The sequence below is a fragment of the Gluconobacter albidus genome (genome assembly GCF_002723915.1).
GTDB lineage: Bacteria > Pseudomonadota > Alphaproteobacteria > Acetobacterales > Acetobacteraceae > Gluconobacter > Gluconobacter albidus.
This window is the reverse complement of record NZ_BEWL01000001.1, coordinates 180,902-197,492: the sequence shown is the minus strand read 5'-3', so window position 1 is coordinate 197,492 and position 16,591 is coordinate 180,902. Positions and strand designations below refer to the sequence as shown.

The window sequence follows — 16,591 nt, the reverse complement described above, 5'->3', positions numbered from 1 at the left end:
CGGGGTCAGCGGGTGCGTCTGCGGTTCAGGCGTGACTGGAAAGCCACGGCGACGTCGCGCAGGCGCACCACCTTCAGCGCGTCGAGCGTTATGACATAGACCAGCATGCCAAAGACGATCAGGGCCATCAGCATGCCAAAGCGCCAGGCGCCTTGCCAGAACGGCAGGCCAGGCGCTGCGAGTTTTTCTGATGCTGCCACCCAGAGCGCCATCATGACGGCGGCGCCCGTAATCCGCAGGGCGCGGCCTTTGAGGAGCGGATCTGCGATGAAGAGGCCGCGCCGGTGCAGGATCACGACGAGCAGCGTGCAATTGACTAAAGCGGCGATCGTGCTGGCCAGCGGCGGTCCGATATGGCCAAGCGGGCGGTAGAGCAGGAGGTTCATGATGAGGTTTAGCCCCAGCGTGAAGAAGCCGATCCGTACGGGGGTGACGGTGTCGCCTTCCGCGAAGAAGGCCGGAGAGAGAACCTTGATGAGGACGAAAGCGGGCAGTCCGAGCGCATAGGCCTGAAGGCACTGACCGGAAAGGATGGCATCCGCGACGGTGAAATGGCCGTAGCTGAAAAGGGCGGCCATGATGGGGGAGGCAAGAACCATCATGCCGATCATGGCCGGCAGCGTCAGGAGCAGCGTATAGTCGATGGCGCGGTTGACGCTGGAATGGACGGCAGCGCGGTCGTTGTTCGCGATATGGCGGGTCAGGAGCGGCAGCAGGGCCGTCCCGGCGGCCGAGCCCAGAACGCCGAGGGGAAGCTGGTTGATGCGGTCCGCGAAATACAGGATCGACGGCGTTCCGACCGGGAGCTTGGTTGCGATGATCATGTCCACGGTCAGGTTGATCTGGGTGACGCCGGAGCCGACGAGGGCCGGTCCCATGCGGCGCATCAGGGCGCGCATGTCCGCGGACAGGCTCGGCCATGTCAGATGGGGCGCCATACCCGCGCGGTGGGCGGCCCAGTACAGCGCGCCGAACTGCACGACACCGGAGAGCGTGACGCCCCAGGCACTGACGACGGCGGTGTTGTGCCAGACCAGTGCGCCGAGGAGGATCGCCGCGATGCCGATGATGTTAAAAGTGACATAGGCTGCTGCTGCTGCGGTGAATCGTCCGAGGCCGTTGAGAATGCCAGAGACGAGGGCGGCGCCGCAGATCAGCATCATGTAGGGGAAAGTGATTCGTGACAGATGCACCGCGGTTTCGAAACGGGTGCCGCTGAGGCCCCAACCGACGAAGCTTACGACCAGAGGCATGAAGATTTCGGCCAGAACGGTCAGCAGGGCCAGCCAGAGCATCAGCCCGGACAGGGCCTGCCCCGCGAAACGCAAAGCGGGCTGGGGGCCTTTTGTTTCGTACCGCTCGGTGAACATCGGGACGAAAGCGGCGTTGAACGCCCCTTCGCCGAAGAGGCGCCGGAACATGTTGGGCAGCCGAAGCGCGATCAGGTAGGCGTCCTGAACGGGGCCAGCACCCAGGAACGCGGCGAGAATCTGGTCACGAACGAGGCCGAGGACACGCGAAAGCATGGTCCAGCTGCCGACTGTCAGGAAATTGCGAAGCATTTCCTGATCCTAGCCTATCATTCAGCGCCGCGACATATGCTCCGTGACAGGAAAAACACGCCGTGGCGGATTGGCTTCAGCGCAGGATCGTTTCGCGGTTGTACGGGGTCGTGGTGGTGCGCTGCGACTGGCCCATGCTGGGGCGGACCGCGGCGAGACCGATGCAGAGAAGCGTGACTTCCAGCATCAGCATGGCACTGGCCCAGAAAATGCCGGACAGGCCGAGGAATGTCGTGACGTGATGCGCCACGGCCGGGGTCAGCGCACCGAGGGCGGCGACCACCAGAAGGGGCAGGATCGGACGGAGTAGTGAGTCCTTCATAACGAATCTCCTGTCACATTTCTGACTTGAACTGTGACGGATTTCGATACGGGTATTCAAGGAAAAAAGACGCACCTCCGCATCTCTCCTGCGTGAGGGCGACGCGTCAGTTGCTCAGGATGACCTTGCGGATGGCTTCCTCGACCCGGTTTGAGGCGGGTTTGACCAGTGGGGTGAACCAGTTGGTGAGCTTGCCGTCGCGGTCGATCAGATATTTGTAGAAATTCCAGCGCGGGCGGGCGAGGAACCCTCCCTGTTTATCAAGCCATTGAAAAAGCGGTGTGATTCCGGAGCCGCGGACATGCTGTTTGGCGGCCATGGGAAAGGAGACGCCGTAGTTGCGGTAACAGAAAGTCTTGATGTCTTCCGCGGAACCGGGTTCCTGCTCGCCAAAATCATTGGAGGGAACGCCGATGACCATCAGGCCGTCGGAGGTGTCGCGACCATAGCGGGACCAGACATGCTGGAGGTCTTCATACTGCGGGGTAAAGCCGCATTTGGAGGCTGTGTTGACGATCAGCAGCGGTCGTCCGCGATAGGCCGAAAGGTCGATCGTATCGCCGGACAGGCCGGGGAGGCTGAAATCATAGGCACAGGTCATGGGGTGTTTCCCTATCAGTCGGGCGGCATTCTAGCGGCTTGAGCCCGTGCAGGCGAGAGAGGAGGGGTGGACAGAACGTGACATGATGGACAGGTTCAGGTCGTTTCAGGTTCAGTTCTACCTGTTTTTGTGAGGAGTTTGCCTGAGTGATCCTGCGCGTCCTTTTCGGCATGGCCGGTCTTCTGTTTCTGGGGGCGCTTCTGTCTACCAACCGCCGGGCCATCGACTGGGCTCTGGTGGGGCGGGCCCTGCTGTTGCAGGTGCTGATTGCGGCGGTCGTGCTGTGGGTGCCGGCGGGCGCGCAGGGATTGCACGTTGTCTCGGATGCGGTGACGAAGGTTCTGTCCTTCGGGGATGTGGGCAGTGCGTTTCTGTTTGGTGGTCTCGTCGGGCCGAAAATGGACGCGTTGTTCGGCAATGAGGGGTTCGTTTTTGCGCTGAAGGTGTTGCCGGAAATCGTTTATGTGGCTGCACTTCTGGGGCTTTTGCAGCACTGGGGCGTATTGCAGTTCCTCTCGAAGCTGATTGGCGGGGCGCTCTCACGGGTTCTGGGAACAACGGGGCTGGAATCATTTGCGGCGGTGCTGACGATTTTTCTGGGGCAGAGCGAAATTCCGATCGCGCTTCAGACCTGTCTGGCGGAAATGTCGGAAGGGGAGCTGGCGACGGTTCTGTGCAGCGGAACATCCTCCATCGCGGGGTCCGTGCTGGCGGGGTATGCGTCGCTGGGGGTGCCGATGGAAAACCTTCTGGCGGCGTCCTTCATGGCGATTCCGGGCGGGTTGCTGTTTTCGCGCATCCTGTTTCCGGGGCCACGCCGGTCTGATGCGCAGATTGCAGGCGCAGATCACGGGCATCACAGCATGTTCGAGGCCATTGCCGATGGTGCGATGAATGGTGCCAAGATCGCTGTGGCGGTGGGGTCCGTGCTGATTGCGTTTGTGGGGCTGATTGCGCTGGCGAACGGGCTTCTTGGTGCGGTCGGGCTGTCGCTGTCCTGGATGCTGGGGATGGTGTTTGCGCCGTTTGCCTGGCTTCTGGGCGTGCCCTGGAATGAATGCATCGTGGCCGGTGGACTGCTCGGGCAGAAGATCGCGTTTAATGAGTTCGTGGCCTATGTGAACCTGTCCCCATTGATCCACGCCCATGCGCTGTCCCAGCGGACAATCACGATCCTGTCTTTTGCGCTGTGCGGCTTTGCGAATATCTCGACGATCGGGATTTTGATCGGCGCATTCGGAAGTGCGGAGCCGCGCCGGCGGACGGATGTGGCCTCCCTTGCGGTCCGAGCGGTAGTAGCCGGAACGTTGTCCAATGCGATGAGTGCGGTGATTGCGGGGCTGTTCGTCTGATTTTTGGCGGATCACGAATCTCTGATCACGGGATAGGCTGGTTTCGGGTAAGATGCGAATAATTATCATCTGATTTTTAAAAGACTGTGAGCTCACCATGTGTCGTTCCGGATTTCTGACCCTTCTTCTGGCCTCCGTGATGGCCATTCCTGCGCTGGCCAGCGCTGCGGACAGTGTTTCGGGAGAACTGAAAGGGACGGATGGCACGTCTCATGGGATCGTGACGGTAACCGGGGCACCGAAGGGGGTTTTGTTGCGCCTTCAGGTGCAGGGGCTGACGCCCGGCTGGCACGGGATTCACTTCCATGAAAAAGGGAGCTGTGCGGCTCCGAAATTCACCAGTGCGGGCGCGCACGTCCATACAGTGACGCCTGTTGTACATGGTTTGCTGAAGGCGGATGCGAATGATGCCGGCGACCTTCCTAACCTGTATGTAGGAGCCGACGGGACAGCGACGGTGGAGCTTTATTCCACCTTGGTATCACTGAAAGGCGACCACGGTTTGCCCGCGCTGATGGACGCGGATGGAGCATCTGTGGTGGTTCATGCCAAGCCGGATGACTATCAGACCCAGCCGATCGGTGGTTCGGGAGACCGGGTGGCCTGCGCCGTTCTGCACTGAGGCGTCGTCATTATTCCCGGGTCGGGGGGCGGTCCAGCAGAAGGTGGCGCGCTTCCTCGATCGAGACACCCTCGTTGAGAAGTCGGGTCACGGTCTCGATGATCGGCACCCGCACGTTGTGTCTGCGGGCGAGGGCGAGCATGGCGGGGGCCGTCAGAACGCCTTCCGCCACAGTTGTGCGTGAGGCGAGAATGTCCGCGAGCGGGCGGCCTTCGCCGAGTTCCAGCCCCACACTGTAGTTGCGCGAGCCGCGTCCCGTGCAGGTCAGGATGAGGTCGCCCATGCCTGCGAGGCCCGCAAGCGTGCTGGCACGGCCGCCTGTAGCTTCGGCGAGGCGGCCGATTTCGGCAACGGCGCGGGTGATGAGAGCGGCGCGGGCGTTTTCGCCCAGGCCTGCACCGATCGTGATCCCTGCGCCGATGGCAATGACGTTCTTTGCAGCCCCTGCAAGCTGGACGCCCGCGGCGTCATCACTGGCGTAGAGTCGGAACGTTGAGGTGTTGAGCAGGGCTGTGAGAGACTGCGCGAGCACGAGGTCCGCGCAGGCAAGCGTTGCGGCGGCGGGAAGTCTTTTGGCGATTTCAATGGCAAAATTCGGTCCGGAGAGGACGCCTGTCGGACGGTTCGGCATGGTTTCAGCCAGAACGTCGAGCGGCAGGAGGGAGGTGGTCTGTTCCAGTCCCTTGCAGCAGGTCACGACTGGAACTGTGGGATCGAGGATGGACTGAAGACGCGTGGAGACGTCGCGGGCGGTCTGGACCGGGGTGACGAGCAGGGCGACGTCAGCACTACGGGGAAAGTCTCCGGTGATGATGACGTTTTCGGGCAGGATGATGTCTGGCAGGCGCGGGAGAGTGCGGGTTTCGGGCACGACGGGATTGCGCATCCAGAGTGTCACGTCCGCGCCGGTCGCTGCGGTGGCGCAGGCCAGCGCTGTGCCCCAGGCTCCGGCGCCGATGACGGCGATATGCGGACGTGTGGTCATGATTATTCTTCCGCCAGTCGTTCGATGTTGATCTGGATGCCTTCGGCGTCAGGGGAACGCAGGCCGGTGGCGAGAGCTTGCAGGATATTGCTGGCCTCGTCCTCAAAACCGAACGGGGCGTTAACGACCAGCAGGCCGCAGCCGTTCAGACGGGACGGATCAACGGGCGGCCGCAGCAGGAATTCGCAGGCGAGCATGTCCTGAATGCCTGCGTCCTGAAGCGCCGTGTAGAAGGTACGGACGGGGGTGCGGTGCTTGATCGGGTACCAGACGGCAACGATCCCGGCGCGGAAACGGTTGCGGATCAGGGCAATGGCATCGGCGCAGCGGGCGAAATCGTCCGTTTTTTCAAATGGCGGGTCGATGAGCACGAGGCCGCGCTTGAAGTCCTTGGGCGGCAGGAGCGCGCGGAGAGCTTCGTAGCCGTCACGGTGATGAACAGCGGCCTGCGGATCGGCGTGAAAGAGGCGACGCAGGGGGCGGACGTCTTCGGGGTGCAGTTCGCAGGCGATGAGCTGGTCCTGCGGGCGGAGTTCGGCGCGGGCGAAAGCGGGGGAGCCGGGGTAGCGGTGCCGCTCCTGCACGTTGGGTCGCACGGCGTCGAGATAATCCGCAAGGGCGGCCGCAGGTGGGCTGTTGAGGAGCTGACCGATGCCTGCACGCCATTCGCCGGTTTTTTCGGCTTCTTCAGAAGACAGGTCGTAGCGACCGCATCCGGCATGAGTGTCGAGGACGACGAAACCTGCGGGTTTGCGCTTGAGCGCCTTGATGAGTGCGAGAAGCAAAGCGTGCTTCATGCAGTCGGCGAAGTTTCCGGCGTGGTAGATGTGGCGGTAGTTCAAGAGACGTGTTCCGGGATGGCGGGAGTGCGTTCTGAGAGGGGCCAGCGGGGGCGGGCGGCAGTGTCGATTTCGTTGGGGGTCTCGCCCGCATGGAGGCGTTCGAGGGCGGCCCAGGCGACCATGACCGCATTGTCCGTACACAGGCGCAAAGGCGGGGCGAAGAAGGGGATGCCGTGGTCGGCGGCGACCTGTTCGAGGGCGTGACGGAGGGTTTTGTTGGCGGCGACACCGCCTGCGACGACGAGGGCCGTGGCGTTCGGGCTGAGGGTCAGGGCATGTTCGGCACGGTCGGCCATGACGTCTGCGACGGCGCGCTGGAAGGAGGCGGCGACATCTGCTGCGAACTGACGCGGAAGGGCGTCGCGGCTGCCGGTCGGGTCCTGTGTGTCGATCAGACGGCTGACGGCGGTTTTAAGGCCCGAGAACGAGAAATCGCAGCCCTCGCGGCCCTTGAGGGGGCGCGGGAGCGCATACGCGTCGTCCTGCCCTTCGGTGGCAAGTTTTTCCAATGCGGGGCCGCCGGGCCACCCCAGGCCAAGCATTTTGGCGACCTTGTCGAAGGCTTCTCCGGCGGCATCGTCGATTGTGCCACCAAGGCGCACATATCGGCCCGTTTCCTCGACCGAGACGCACTGGCAGTGGCCGCCCGAGACCAGCATCGTCAGGTAGGGGAAGTGCAGGTCTGCACCAAGGCTGGGGAGGCGCGGGGTGAGGATGTGGGCCTCGATATGGTTCACAGCCACAAAGGGGCGGTGCAGCGCCATGGCCAGTCCCTTGGCATAGGAGCTGCCGACAATTAGGCCGCCGATCAGGCCCGGGCCGGTTGTGCCCGCGAAGATGTCGATGTCGGCCAGCGTCAGGGAGGCTTTTTTCAGGACTTCCGACACGAGTGTCGGTAGCGCATCCAGATGCGCGCGGGCCGCGATTTCCGGAACGACGCCGCCGAGAATGGCATGGTCGGTCTGGGACAGCACGCCTTCAGCCAGGATCGTGCCATCATAAGCGAGGATGGCGCAGGCCGTATCGTCGCAGGAGGTTTCGATCGCGAGAAGGGGGCGCACGGATGTGGAGGGGCGTGTGGCGGGGGCTGGCATGGCTCTTATTATGGCCGAGTCTGTCATATCATGACAGTCCCGTGTGAATGGGCTAAAGCTGCCGTTCATGAATGCTCCCGTCCTGCCTTCCGATGCGCTCCAGCGAGTTGCCGCGGAAGCCGTCCGCCGATCCCATGCCGCTGCGCCGCCGACTGGCCGCAAGCTTCCTCTTCGTGTTGGGTCGCGGGCGTCTCCGCTGGCGCTGGTCCAGACGCGCAATTTCCTGACGCGTCTGACGCGGTTCTGTCCGGTCCTGCGCGACATGGGCGCATTTCAGGAATACCAGATCAGCACCGAGGGCGATCGTAATCAGGCGCAGCGCCTGGCAGAAATCGGCGGTAAGGGTCTCTTTGCCAAGGAAATCCACGAAGCGCTGGTGGCCGGGCGGATTGATTTCGCGGTGCATAGCCTCAAGGATCTGGAAACCAATCTGCCGCCGGGTCTCGTGCTGGCGTGTACGCTCAAGCGCGAGGATGCGCGCGATGCGCTGATCCTGCGGGACCGGACCGTAACCATTGATCCGGAGCGCCCCTATGACTGTCTGCCTGAAGGGGCGCTGATCGGATGTGCGTCCGTGCGGCGTCAGGCGCAGATGCTGCATGTGCGACCGGATCTGCGGTTTGGTCTGCTGCGCGGGAACGTGCAGACGCGTCTGGACAAGTTGCGGGCCGGAGCGTGCGACGCGACGCTGCTGGCGCTGGCCGGGCTGCGCCGTCTGGGCATGGAGGACCGTGTGGATGTGGTTTTCGAGCCGCATCAGATGCTGCCGGCTTCGGGGCAGGGCATTGTGGGCGTAACGGTTCGTGAGAGTGATCTGGAACTGCGCGAACTGCTGTCTGCGATCGAAGATCCGGAAGCACGGGCAGTTTCGACGGCTGAGCGCGCACTTCTGGCGGAGCTTGACGGCTCCTGCCGGACGCCGATCGGAGGCTATGCCCGGATCGAGAAGGGCGTGCTGAAGCTGACGGGCATGATTGCAAGCGAGGACGGGACGTTCCTGTTGCAGCGTGACATCGAAGGGGCGCCGCTTGAAGCTGCCCGTTTGGGCACTGAGCTTGCTGACGAACTGCGTCGCGATACGCCGTCCAACATTTTTGAAGACATGAGGCGTCCCTGACGCTTCCACCTGACCGCATCGTTCTGGTGACCCGGCCGGAGCCCGGACTGTCCGCCACCATGGAGCAGGTCCAGGCGCTGGGCTGGCAGGCGGTGGCGTGTCCGATGCTGGACATTACGCCACTGGCGGCAGTGGCTCCGGAAAATTTCCGTGCGGTTCTGGTAACCAGTGCAAATGCGCTGCCTGCGCTGCGGGACTGGCCGAGAGACCGGCTTGTGGTTGCAGTGGGTGCGCAGACGGCTGCGCGGGCCCGTCAGGCCGGGTTCGTGAATGTCGAGGCGGCTGAAGGAGATGCGCGGGCGCTGGCCGTATTCTGTCGGGCGCGCGGCATTACAGGCGTAGATGTGCTTCTGGCCAGTGGCGAAGGCTATGGCGTGGAGCTGGCGCGGGATCTGGGCGTGCAACGCGTCGAAGTCTACGCGGCCTGCAAGCGCGAGGCTCTGGCTACAGAAGCAGCTCAGGCGCTACAGGGCGGGCGAGTCGAGGCTGTTCTGCTGTATTCGGGGAAGACGGCGGAAGCGTTTCGGGAAGCGCTTGGAGCCGAAGACGTGACGGCGCTGTCGGCCGTGCGGGCGCTCTGTCTGTCAGAGGCCATTGCCGCGCGCCTGAACCACGGGGAATGGCGCGCGGTAACGTGGCCCGATCCGCTGGAGCAGCTCGGGCCGGCAGTGTGATCAGGCTTCGCCGGCGGGTTCCGGGAACTGCTGGGCGCGCTTGGCCTGCCACAGGGCAACGAAGTCGATCGGCTGGAGCACGACGGGCGGGAAGCCGCCGTCACGCGTGACATCGCTGACGATGGCGCGGACATACGGGAAGATCAGGCGCGGGACTTCGACCAGCAGGATCGGCTCGACCAGTTCCTGCGGCGGGTTGGTCAGCGTCACGACAGCGGCATAAGTCAGTTCAGCAATGAACACAGTGCGACCGGCCTGTCCACCTTCCTGTGCGGGCGGCTCGGCGGCTTCGGCGCGGACGGCCAGAGCGACTTCATAGACAGCCTGGTCTTCTTCCAGACGATTGGCCTGGACGTCGATGTTCACGGAAATCTGCGGGGCAGAGCGCAGCGTTGCAAAAATGGACGCGCCAGCCGGAACTTCGAAGGAAAGATCCTTCGTATATTGCAGGTTGATGGCGAGCGGCATTGCCGGCACGTTTTCCTGACCCATCACGGTGTTGTCGGCGGTGTTCTCTGACATGCGGTCTCCGGTTCCGCAGGGGCGAACCCCATGGCGGACATCGATTGAAACGATTGCGATCCCTCGGCGGTAGCATGATGTCTGCTGAACGCCAAGATACGCTTCTGGCCGACAGATGGTTGAGATCAGAGGGATTGCACCCTATCTGTAGGGCAACGGATCTTTAACCGGACACTTCGAAGTCCGGACAGTGAGAAACAGAGCTTCATGTCTTCTGACGACATTCATCTCCCCGCTGGCCTCATGGCACATGCTGGCCATTCTTTCCCCTGGGACCTCGTGGTCCTGTTCGTGCTCGCCGTCGTGCTGGGCGTGAGGCTGTACCGTGTGCTCGGCCGTCGCGTCGGAATGCAGGGCGTGCGACAGGAACGTCCGGGCGGTGGCCGTTTCGGGTTTGGCCCGCAGAAGGGCGGGGCTCCTGATACGGCACGTCCGGGTGCGCCGCCGCCACTGCCGGGGCAGACTTCGGCCACAGGGGGCAACGGTGTGTTCGCTCCTGCCGCCGCGCCGGAAGTCGAGTATGAAATTCCTGCGCCCGTGACCCGCGTCGGGGGTGTCCTGGCCGATATTGCGGGGGCATTTCCCGGTTTTTCGCCTTCAGGTTTCCTGAAAGATGCGGAAGATACGTTCCGGCAGGTGGTTCCGGCCTTTGCAGCCGGTGATCGGTCTGCGCTGGAGAAACTGCTGACGCCAGCCGCTCTGGACGGTTTTTCGGCGGCCATCGACGCGCGGACGCAGGCTGGTGAAACGCAGCGGAGCGATCTCCGCGGCGTTGAGAGCTTGTCTATTCTGGATGCGATGCTGGTGTCTGCGGAAGATGGCGTGCGGACGGGCCGAATCGAAGTCCGGGTCGTGTCGCGTCAGGTAAATATCCTGACCGATCGTCAGGGAGAGCCTGTGCTCGGGACCGAAGCCGTTACCGAATTCCATGATCTGTGGCTGTTCGAGCGCGTGGTCGGACAGTCCGATGCGCGGTGGCGCCTTGCGGCATCCTGCCCCGCCTGATCGTTTTTCGAGTTCTTTTCTGTTCGAGTTTTCTGCCTGTCCGATGAAAAAACTGCTGACCCTGATGACGCTCGGCGTGCTGTGTGGCTGTACGCAGCCGGAGGCGCCATCATCATTTTCGCTTTCTCCCGTGGGATATGATTCGCTTGCCGGATGGGGGCAGGAGGATTTTGCATCGCTGATGCCGCTGCTTCGGGAGGAGTGCCACCGGCTGACGCAGTTGCCGCCCGAAACGCTGCTCGGTGGAAGTGATGCCATCACTTATGGCCGTCATCCCGCTGACTGGGGCAATGCCTGCACGGCGCTGGCTACGGCAACGGATGCAAAGACGTATCTGGAGACGTGGTTCCAGCCATACGAGACCGGCACTCAGGCCTTCTATACCGGTTATTTCGAGCCGCAGATTCCTGCCTCCCTGACACGCGGCGGTGAGTATCAGACGCCGGTCTATGGCCGTCCGCATGATCTCGTCCGGGCGAAGGCGACCAATGGCCAGATGGTCAGCGGTCGCTGGGTGAACGGACAGTTTGAGCCCTATTACGACCGGGCCGCGATTGATGGCGGTGCGCTGGAAGGGCAGGGGCTCGAAATCGCCTGGCTAAAAAATCCGATAGATCTGTCGTTTTTGCAGATCCAGGGCTCGGGGCGGTTGATCCTGCCGGATGGCGGGCAGGTGCGTGTGAGCTATGACGGACGCAACGGACAGGCCTATGTGCCGCTGGGGCGTGTGCTTGTACAGCAGGGCGAACTGCCTGCGGATGGTGTCAGCATGGACAGCATCCGGAACTGGCTGGAGACACATCCGGACCAGATGATGTCCGTGCTTGAGCGCAATCCGAATTATGTTTTTTTCCGTCGCGACGACGGCAATCTGGCGCAGGGGCCGAAGGGGGCGTTCGGAATGTCGCTGACGGCCGGGCGCTCGGTGGCGGTTGACCGGTCTCTGGTGCCGTTTGCGATGCCGCTCTGGGTTGAGACGAAGCTGCCTTATGGCGCGGGGCAGCCCGCGACCTGGGATCATCTGGTGTTCGCACAGGATATCGGAACGGATATCAAGGGTGCAGGACGTGCCGATCTGTTCACCGGGTGGGGCGCGAGTGCACAGTCCATCGCCGGGAACCTGCATGAGCATGGCCGAATGGTACTGTTTCTGCCGCGACCGCCTGCGGAATCTGCCGCGCAATGATCCGCAGTCGCCGGGAAAAACTCGGTGTTCACACGCTGATCCGGGGGGACTGTACGACGGTCCTCAAACGGATGCCGTCGCAGAGCGTGGATGTGGTGGTAACGTCGCCGCCCTATAATCTGGGGGTGTCATACCGGACGTATCAGGACCGCCTGCCCGAAGATGCGTATCTGGACTGGCTGGAGGATGTCTGCACCAGTCTGTGTCGGGTGATGAGGGATGACGGGTCGTTTTTCCTGAACATTGCGGGATCGTCGTCCCAGCCCTGGCTGCCGTTCGAGCTGATGACGCGGTTGCGCAAGCTGTTCGTGCTTCAGAACCACATCACCTGGATCAAGTCGATTTCGGTTGGCGAGATTACGTACGGGCATTTCAAACCGCTGAATTCGGCGCGCTTCGTCAACCGCAATCATGAGCATGTGTTCCATCTGACCAAGACGGGAAACGTGCCGGTGCAGCGGCTGGATGCAGGTGTGCCGTTTACGGACAAGAGCAACATCGTCCGGCGTCAGCACATTACGGACCGGCGGTGTCGCGGCGATACATGGTTCATTCCTTACGAGACCGTGCGCAGCCGCAAGGAAAAGTTCAGCCATCCGGGCACGTTCCCGGTGGCGTTGCCCGAAGCCTGCATCCGGCTGCACGGGCTGCGGCCGGGCGGCGTGCTGCTGGACCCGTTCATGGGGTCGGGAACAACGCTGGTGGCGGCGGAGCGGATGGGCTGTGTGGGGATCGGGATTGATACCGACACATCTTATGTGAACGTCGCTCGCAAGAGGGTGCGGGCTGCGATTGATCATGAGGACGAAGATTAATCGACAACACCTGTTTTTCTGACAGGTTCAATCACTTTGACTTTGCGTGTCACTTTTCGACATTATCACGGCACCGTGATCATGAGGAGAAAAGTGGTGCGTTCCAGCACGATTACAAAGGGAATTGCCGGTCTGGTGGCGCTGGGCGTTGTCGCCTGGGGCGGGACTGTCACATATCTCGAGCATTTCGATCATGCTGGAGCACCGCAGCTTCCTGCGAGCAGCCCGACGCGACAGGACCCGACGGCCATGGCGGCGTTCGCGGCTCTGCGCGAAGTGCGATGCGATTACTGCCACACGCAGAATGCGAACCTGCCGTTCTATTTCAGCCTGCCGCTGGCCAACCAGATCATGAAGCGCGATCTGGTGCAGGGGCAGCGTCATTTTGAATATGCACCGGTTCTGGCCGCGTTGCAGGACGGCAAGCCGCCTTCGGTCGAGCAGCTTTCGCGTATCGAGGAAGTCATCACGCAGAACCGCATGCCGCCGGCTGCCTATCTGCTGATGCACCCGCATGCGCATCTGAACGAGAAACAGCGTGTGGACATCCTGAAATGGGTGCGTGAGCAGCGTGAGCGTTATTATGCGACGCCGGGTGTGGCGGCGCAGTTCCGTGGCGAGCCGATCCAGCCAATTCCCGAGAGTGTGGGCGTGGACTGGAAAAAGGCCGAACTCGGCCGGGCGCTGTTCTTCGACAAGGGATTGTCGGGCGACGGAGCGCTCAACTGCGCAAGCTGTCATGGTCTGAACAAGGGGGGCGTAGACAACCTGACGACTGCAACGGGTATTGGTGGACAGAAGGGGCCGATCAATGTTCCGACCGTCTATAATTCCGTGTTCAGCATGGCGCAGTTCTGGAACGGCCGCGCGAAGGATCTGGCGGAACAGGCGGCGGGTCCGGTCATGAACCCGCTTGAAATGGGCTCGCATGACTGGGCGACGGTGGCCGAGCATGTTCGGAGCACGCCGGGCTATGCCGGGCAGTTCGAGGCGGCTTTTGGCTCCGACCAGATCGACAAAGACACGATCACGGGCGCGATTGCAGAATATGAAAAGACGCTGATCACGCCGGACAGCCGCTTCGACCTGTATCTGAAGGGCGATCAGAAGGCAATTACGGCGCAGGAAAAGCGCGGTTACGAGCGCTTCAAGGAAATCGGCTGCTCAGGCTGCCATAGCGGCATTGCCGTGGGTGGGGACGCTTACGAAATTCTTGGTCTGGAAGGACCGTATTTCGAGAACCGTCACACGAAGCTGACGGCTGCGGACGAAGGACGTCTGGCTGTGACGCATGCGGAAGGCGATCGGGCGCGGTTCAAGGTTCCGAACCTGCGCAATGTCGAGCTGACAGGTCCGTGGCTGCATGATGGCTCGGCCACTACGCTGGAGCAGGTTGTACGTGAGATGGCCCGTTACGAGACGCCGGATACGGATATTGCCGATCAGGATGTCGCGGATATCGTGGCGTTCCTCAAGACCCTGACAGGCAAGTACGAAGGCATTCCGTTGAAGGATGTGCCAGCCGACCAGCCCTTACAGGCTCCGGCACCAGCTTCGAACTGAAGCTCTCGGAAAGTTCAGAAATGAAAACGGCCCCGGATCATCCGGGGCCGTTTTTTTGAGCGGTATTTGGGAGGCCTTATTGCGGAACGGGGTTGCACTGCGGCGGGACAGGCTGACCGGTCATGACTTCGTTGGTGAAGATCGCGGAATCGGCCAAAGAGCCGTTGACCGTCTCACTGTGGTTCAGACCCTTGTAGAGATGCGCCTGAACAAGCGATCCGGCAGCGCAGGCGGCTTTAACCAGCCCGAGCTGAAGTGCAGGCGGGACGTCACGGTCTTCTGTGCCCGTCCCGGTGAAGAGGGGCTGGGCCAGCTTGAGGGTTGGGAACTCCATACCCTTCAGAGCCGGGCTGATGGCCTTGAGAAAGGTCGGCTGGAGCGTGTTGTGCAATGTCAGGCCAGCGGCCTGCGTCTGCTGGGACAGGGATGTCAGGCATTCATGCGCCGCCTTGCGATAGAAGGGCAGCGCCTTGGGGGTGAAGGCTTCTTCGGGACGGAAATGCGGGTCGTGTCCTGCCAGTCCGGTGGCAAGGTAGAGGACGTAATCGACGAGCGGGCTGTAGCCTGCGTCGGGATGGGCGGCATTTTTGAGCAGATCCCCGAGAAGTTCGGGGGTGACGTAAGGGGCTCCCGTGGCCACGGTGCCGCGAATGTCCAGTTCGGGGGCGTAGGTCGGAGCATAGGCCGCCGTGGCCACGGCGGCGCCTCCGCCCTGTGACTGACCGACGATCATGATCTTGTTTTGCAGACCCTGCACGTTAGTCAGTGCAGCGCGGACACTGTCGAGGACGCTGTAGGCTTCGACGCGGGTGTCCAGATAGGCATGGGTGCCGGGACCACCCAGGCCCTGATAATCCGTGGCGACGATGGCGAAACCGCGCTTCATCCATGTCGTGAGATAGGTGCTGTTGCGATCGCTATAGGGATTGAGAGATGGTGCACAGCTGTCGTCCACGCCAACAGTGCCGTGTGCCCAGGCGACGATCGGCCAGCCGTCCTTGGGAGCAGGGCCGGGGGGAAGGATGATTTCGGCGGTGACGGGAACGAGGCCCTTGCCGGTAATGCCGTTCGTTGAGAGATAGGTGATGCGCAGGGCGCGTCCGGCGTCCGGAAGGCCGAGGGCTGCAGCGAGCGGCGCCGAAGCGGTGATTGTTCCGGGCTTCTGGACCCCTGAGGGTGCTGCGGCATGGGCTGCACTGGCGAGAGTGCCGATGCAGAGTGCCGTGCTGGCGAGAAGAGGGGCGAATTTACGTAAAAGAGGCAGGGGCATGAAAAATCCTAGGTCGGTCCTGGGCCGGTCTGGCGTTGCAGCCGAGACTGACGGCATGGTCCTTAACGTCAAGTGAATTTAAAATGGCGCGTTCTGGCACGAATGCGTCTGAAATGCTTCGGACAGGCTAATCATCCTGTGCAAGGCGGCGGTCGGCAGCCCTGTCGATCTGTTCACGCTCTTCCGCTGTGAGCAGGCCGCGTTCGTATTCCTGTGTGGCGCGGGCCTTGGCGTTACTGGCACGGGCACGGGTGTCGATGGGGTAGGCCCGTTTTTCAGGCAGGGCGAAGGCGCTGTCAGGAAGGCTGTCGCGCTCTTGCTGTGTCAGATGGCTCATGGGCCTGTTCTTTCCATAAATGGAACCTTGCCTGTGAACGCATCAGCGGGGGTAAAGTCCCGAAAGAACATTGTTCAATGGTGGTGGAAGCCGTTACATGCTCGGGGCCTGAATTTGCCTGATGGACATGGGCGGCCGGACAGGAAGTGAGGGCAGTGTGGCGAAGCGGGATCTGAGGGAGGAAGAGGCGACGCTGTGGCGGATGGTTGTCCGTGATATCAGGCCGTTGCGCTCTCCGCGTTCTCCGCGTCGCGTGGGTCTTGTGACGAAAGTCGAATCTCCTGCACCCGCTGCGGAGCTGCCGCGCTCCCTGCCTGTGGTGACGGGGCGGTCTTTCGTGCCGGTGCAATCCGCGAAGCCGAAGTCCCGTCCTGCGGAGTTGTCGGTCGGCGTACGGGCGCCGGGGCTGGATGATACGAGCTGGAAGCGTCTGTCACGCGGGCAGATGAAGGTTGATGCGCGGCTCGATCTGCATGGATACGTCGTGCAGGAGGCGTTTGAGCGGCTGTATGATTTCATGCAGCGCGCACGGGTGCGGAACTGGCGCTGTGTGGAGGTTGTGACGGGGCTCGGAAGCGGGGAGACGAGCGGCCTGATCCGCCGTGAACTTCCGTTGTGGCTCCAGCGTGGGGATCTGCGGTCCATGGTTCTGGCCGTCGTGCACCCCCATGCGGCCAATCATGGGTCGGTTCGCATCCTGCTGAAAACGCGCCGCCGCTGAG

The 16,591-nt window shown here is 62.3% G+C and carries 18 protein-coding genes; 9 read left to right on the top strand and 9 right to left on the bottom strand.

Features of this window, described 5'->3' with window-relative positions:
- Positions 1–5 precede the first annotated feature (5 nt).
- The 3 genes from murJ to GAL01_RS00925 form a co-directional block, all read right to left on the bottom strand.
- Positions 6–1,562 (bottom strand): murein biosynthesis integral membrane protein MurJ, encoded by a 1,557-nt coding sequence (murJ, locus tag GAL01_RS00935; RefSeq protein WP_062033359.1) that lies wholly within the window; start codon positions 1,560–1,562, stop codon positions 6–8.
- 76 nt (positions 1,563–1,638) lie between these two features.
- A complete protein-coding gene (locus GAL01_RS00930; RefSeq protein WP_062033356.1) occupies positions 1,639–1,884 on the bottom strand; it encodes a hypothetical protein in 246 nt (81 codons plus the stop codon).
- A 106-nt stretch (positions 1,885–1,990) separates the two neighbouring features.
- Complete coding sequence (locus GAL01_RS00925; RefSeq protein ID WP_062033353.1) at positions 1,991–2,485, bottom strand: glutathione peroxidase; 495 nt, start codon at positions 2,483–2,485, stop codon at positions 1,991–1,993.
- 146 nt (positions 2,486–2,631) lie between these two features.
- Here GAL01_RS00925 and GAL01_RS00920 point away from each other — a divergent pair, with 146 nt between their 5' ends.
- Positions 2,632–3,837: a NupC/NupG family nucleoside CNT transporter gene (locus GAL01_RS00920; protein ID WP_082790813.1), complete on the top strand. Its 1,206-nt coding sequence runs from the start codon at positions 2,632–2,634 to the stop codon at positions 3,835–3,837.
- Positions 3,838–3,934: 97 nt separating this feature from the next.
- Positions 3,935–4,459, top strand: a complete 525-nt coding sequence (gene sodC / locus GAL01_RS00915) for a superoxide dismutase[Cu-Zn] (protein WP_062033349.1) — start codon at positions 3,935–3,937, stop codon at positions 4,457–4,459.
- Between the two features lie 10 nt (positions 4,460–4,469).
- On the opposite strand, the gene GAL01_RS00910 is transcribed toward sodC, so the two are convergent.
- Genes GAL01_RS00910 through tsaD form a run of 3 tightly spaced genes read right to left on the bottom strand, consistent with a single transcriptional unit; the run spans position 4,470 to position 7,407 of the window.
- Positions 4,470–5,444: an NAD(P)H-dependent glycerol-3-phosphate dehydrogenase gene (locus GAL01_RS00910; RefSeq protein WP_062033346.1), complete on the bottom strand. Its 975-nt coding sequence runs from the start codon at positions 5,442–5,444 to the stop codon at positions 4,470–4,472.
- 2 nt (positions 5,445–5,446) lie between these two features.
- On the bottom strand, positions 5,447–6,286 hold the full coding sequence (locus tag GAL01_RS00905) for a 23S rRNA (adenine(2030)-N(6))-methyltransferase RlmJ (protein WP_062033343.1): 840 nt from the start codon (positions 6,284–6,286) through the stop codon (positions 5,447–5,449).
- Positions 6,283–7,407 (bottom strand): tRNA (adenosine(37)-N6)-threonylcarbamoyltransferase complex transferase subunit TsaD, encoded by a 1,125-nt coding sequence (gene tsaD / locus GAL01_RS00900; protein ID WP_373317720.1) that lies wholly within the window; start codon positions 7,405–7,407, stop codon positions 6,283–6,285. Before tsaD ends, GAL01_RS00905 begins: the two co-directional genes overlap by 4 nt.
- Before the next feature lie 40 nt (positions 7,408–7,447).
- On the opposite strand from tsaD, the gene hemC reads away from it, so the two are divergent.
- Together hemC and GAL01_RS00890 are read left to right on the top strand one after the other, a co-directional pair.
- Positions 7,448–8,497 (top strand): hydroxymethylbilane synthase, encoded by a 1,050-nt coding sequence (gene hemC / locus GAL01_RS00895; RefSeq protein ID WP_062033337.1) that lies wholly within the window; start codon positions 7,448–7,450, stop codon positions 8,495–8,497.
- Positions 8,498–8,556: 59 nt separating this feature from the next.
- Positions 8,557–9,171, top strand: coding sequence for a uroporphyrinogen-III synthase (locus GAL01_RS00890; RefSeq protein WP_062033333.1), 615 nt, complete (start codon positions 8,557–8,559; stop codon positions 9,169–9,171).
- Here GAL01_RS00890 and secB read toward each other — a convergent pair whose 3' ends face one another.
- A complete protein-coding gene (gene secB / locus GAL01_RS00885; protein WP_062033330.1) occupies positions 9,172–9,693 on the bottom strand; it encodes a protein-export chaperone SecB in 522 nt (173 codons plus the stop codon).
- 207 nt (positions 9,694–9,900) lie between these two features.
- Between secB and GAL01_RS00880 the strand changes: the two genes are divergently transcribed.
- From GAL01_RS00880 to GAL01_RS00865, 4 genes are all read left to right on the top strand, one after another.
- Positions 9,901–10,698 carry a Tim44/TimA family putative adaptor protein gene (locus tag GAL01_RS00880; RefSeq protein ID WP_062033327.1) on the top strand — a complete coding sequence of 266 codons (798 nt, stop codon included), beginning with the start codon at positions 9,901–9,903 and terminating at the stop codon, positions 10,696–10,698.
- Positions 10,699–10,741: 43 nt separating this feature from the next.
- Positions 10,742–11,884 carry a murein transglycosylase A gene (mltA, locus tag GAL01_RS00875; protein ID WP_062033856.1) on the top strand — a complete coding sequence of 381 codons (1,143 nt, stop codon included), beginning with the start codon at positions 10,742–10,744 and terminating at the stop codon, positions 11,882–11,884.
- On the top strand, positions 11,881–12,699 hold the full coding sequence (locus GAL01_RS00870; protein ID WP_062033324.1) for a DNA-methyltransferase: 819 nt from the start codon (positions 11,881–11,883) through the stop codon (positions 12,697–12,699). Before mltA ends, GAL01_RS00870 begins: the two co-directional genes overlap by 4 nt.
- A gap of 81 nt (positions 12,700–12,780) precedes the next feature.
- Positions 12,781–14,262, top strand: coding sequence for a cytochrome-c peroxidase (locus GAL01_RS00865; RefSeq protein ID WP_249208263.1), 1,482 nt, complete (start codon positions 12,781–12,783; stop codon positions 14,260–14,262).
- Between the two features lie 76 nt (positions 14,263–14,338).
- Here GAL01_RS00865 and GAL01_RS00860 read toward each other — a convergent pair whose 3' ends face one another.
- A complete protein-coding gene (locus GAL01_RS00860; RefSeq protein ID WP_062033319.1) occupies positions 14,339–15,532 on the bottom strand; it encodes a lipase family protein in 1,194 nt (397 codons plus the stop codon).
- Positions 15,533–15,659: 127 nt separating this feature from the next.
- Positions 15,660–15,869: a hypothetical protein gene (locus GAL01_RS00855; RefSeq protein WP_062033316.1), complete on the bottom strand. Its 210-nt coding sequence runs from the start codon at positions 15,867–15,869 to the stop codon at positions 15,660–15,662.
- 157 nt (positions 15,870–16,026) lie between these two features.
- Here GAL01_RS00855 and GAL01_RS00850 point away from each other — a divergent pair, with 157 nt between their 5' ends.
- A complete protein-coding gene (locus GAL01_RS00850; protein ID WP_062033851.1) occupies positions 16,027–16,590 on the top strand; it encodes a Smr/MutS family protein in 564 nt (187 codons plus the stop codon).
- Position 16,591 lies beyond the last annotated feature (1 nt).

Coding starts and splice junctions, on each gene's coding strand:
- GAL01_RS00880 (WP_062033327.1), top strand. CDS start 9,901: ATGTCTTCTGACGACATTCATCTCCCCGCTGGCCTCATGGCACATGCT.
- GAL01_RS00930 (WP_062033356.1), bottom strand. CDS start 1,884: ATGAAGGACTCACTACTCCGTCCGATCCTGCCCCTTCTGGTGGTCGCC.
- GAL01_RS00860 (WP_062033319.1), bottom strand. CDS start 15,532: ATGCCCCTGCCTCTTTTACGTAAATTCGCCCCTCTTCTCGCCAGCACG.
- GAL01_RS00870 (WP_062033324.1), top strand. CDS start 11,881: ATGATCCGCAGTCGCCGGGAAAAACTCGGTGTTCACACGCTGATCCGG.
- GAL01_RS00855 (WP_062033316.1), bottom strand. CDS start 15,869: ATGAGCCATCTGACACAGCAAGAGCGCGACAGCCTTCCTGACAGCGCC.
- GAL01_RS00925 (WP_062033353.1), bottom strand. CDS start 2,485: ATGACCTGTGCCTATGATTTCAGCCTCCCCGGCCTGTCCGGCGATACG.
- mltA (WP_062033856.1), top strand. CDS start 10,742: ATGAAAAAACTGCTGACCCTGATGACGCTCGGCGTGCTGTGTGGCTGT.
- hemC (WP_062033337.1), top strand. CDS start 7,448: ATGAATGCTCCCGTCCTGCCTTCCGATGCGCTCCAGCGAGTTGCCGCG.
- sodC (WP_062033349.1), top strand. CDS start 3,935: ATGTGTCGTTCCGGATTTCTGACCCTTCTTCTGGCCTCCGTGATGGCC.
- secB (WP_062033330.1), bottom strand. CDS start 9,693: ATGTCAGAGAACACCGCCGACAACACCGTGATGGGTCAGGAAAACGTG.
- GAL01_RS00910 (WP_062033346.1), bottom strand. CDS start 5,444: ATGACCACACGTCCGCATATCGCCGTCATCGGCGCCGGAGCCTGGGGC.
- tsaD (WP_373317720.1), bottom strand. CDS start 7,407: ATGACAGACTCGGCCATAATAAGAGCCATGCCAGCCCCCGCCACACGC.
- murJ (WP_062033359.1), bottom strand. CDS start 1,562: ATGCTTCGCAATTTCCTGACAGTCGGCAGCTGGACCATGCTTTCGCGT.
- GAL01_RS00865 (WP_249208263.1), top strand. CDS start 12,781: ATGAGGAGAAAAGTGGTGCGTTCCAGCACGATTACAAAGGGAATTGCC.
- GAL01_RS00890 (WP_062033333.1), top strand. CDS start 8,557: ATGGAGCAGGTCCAGGCGCTGGGCTGGCAGGCGGTGGCGTGTCCGATG.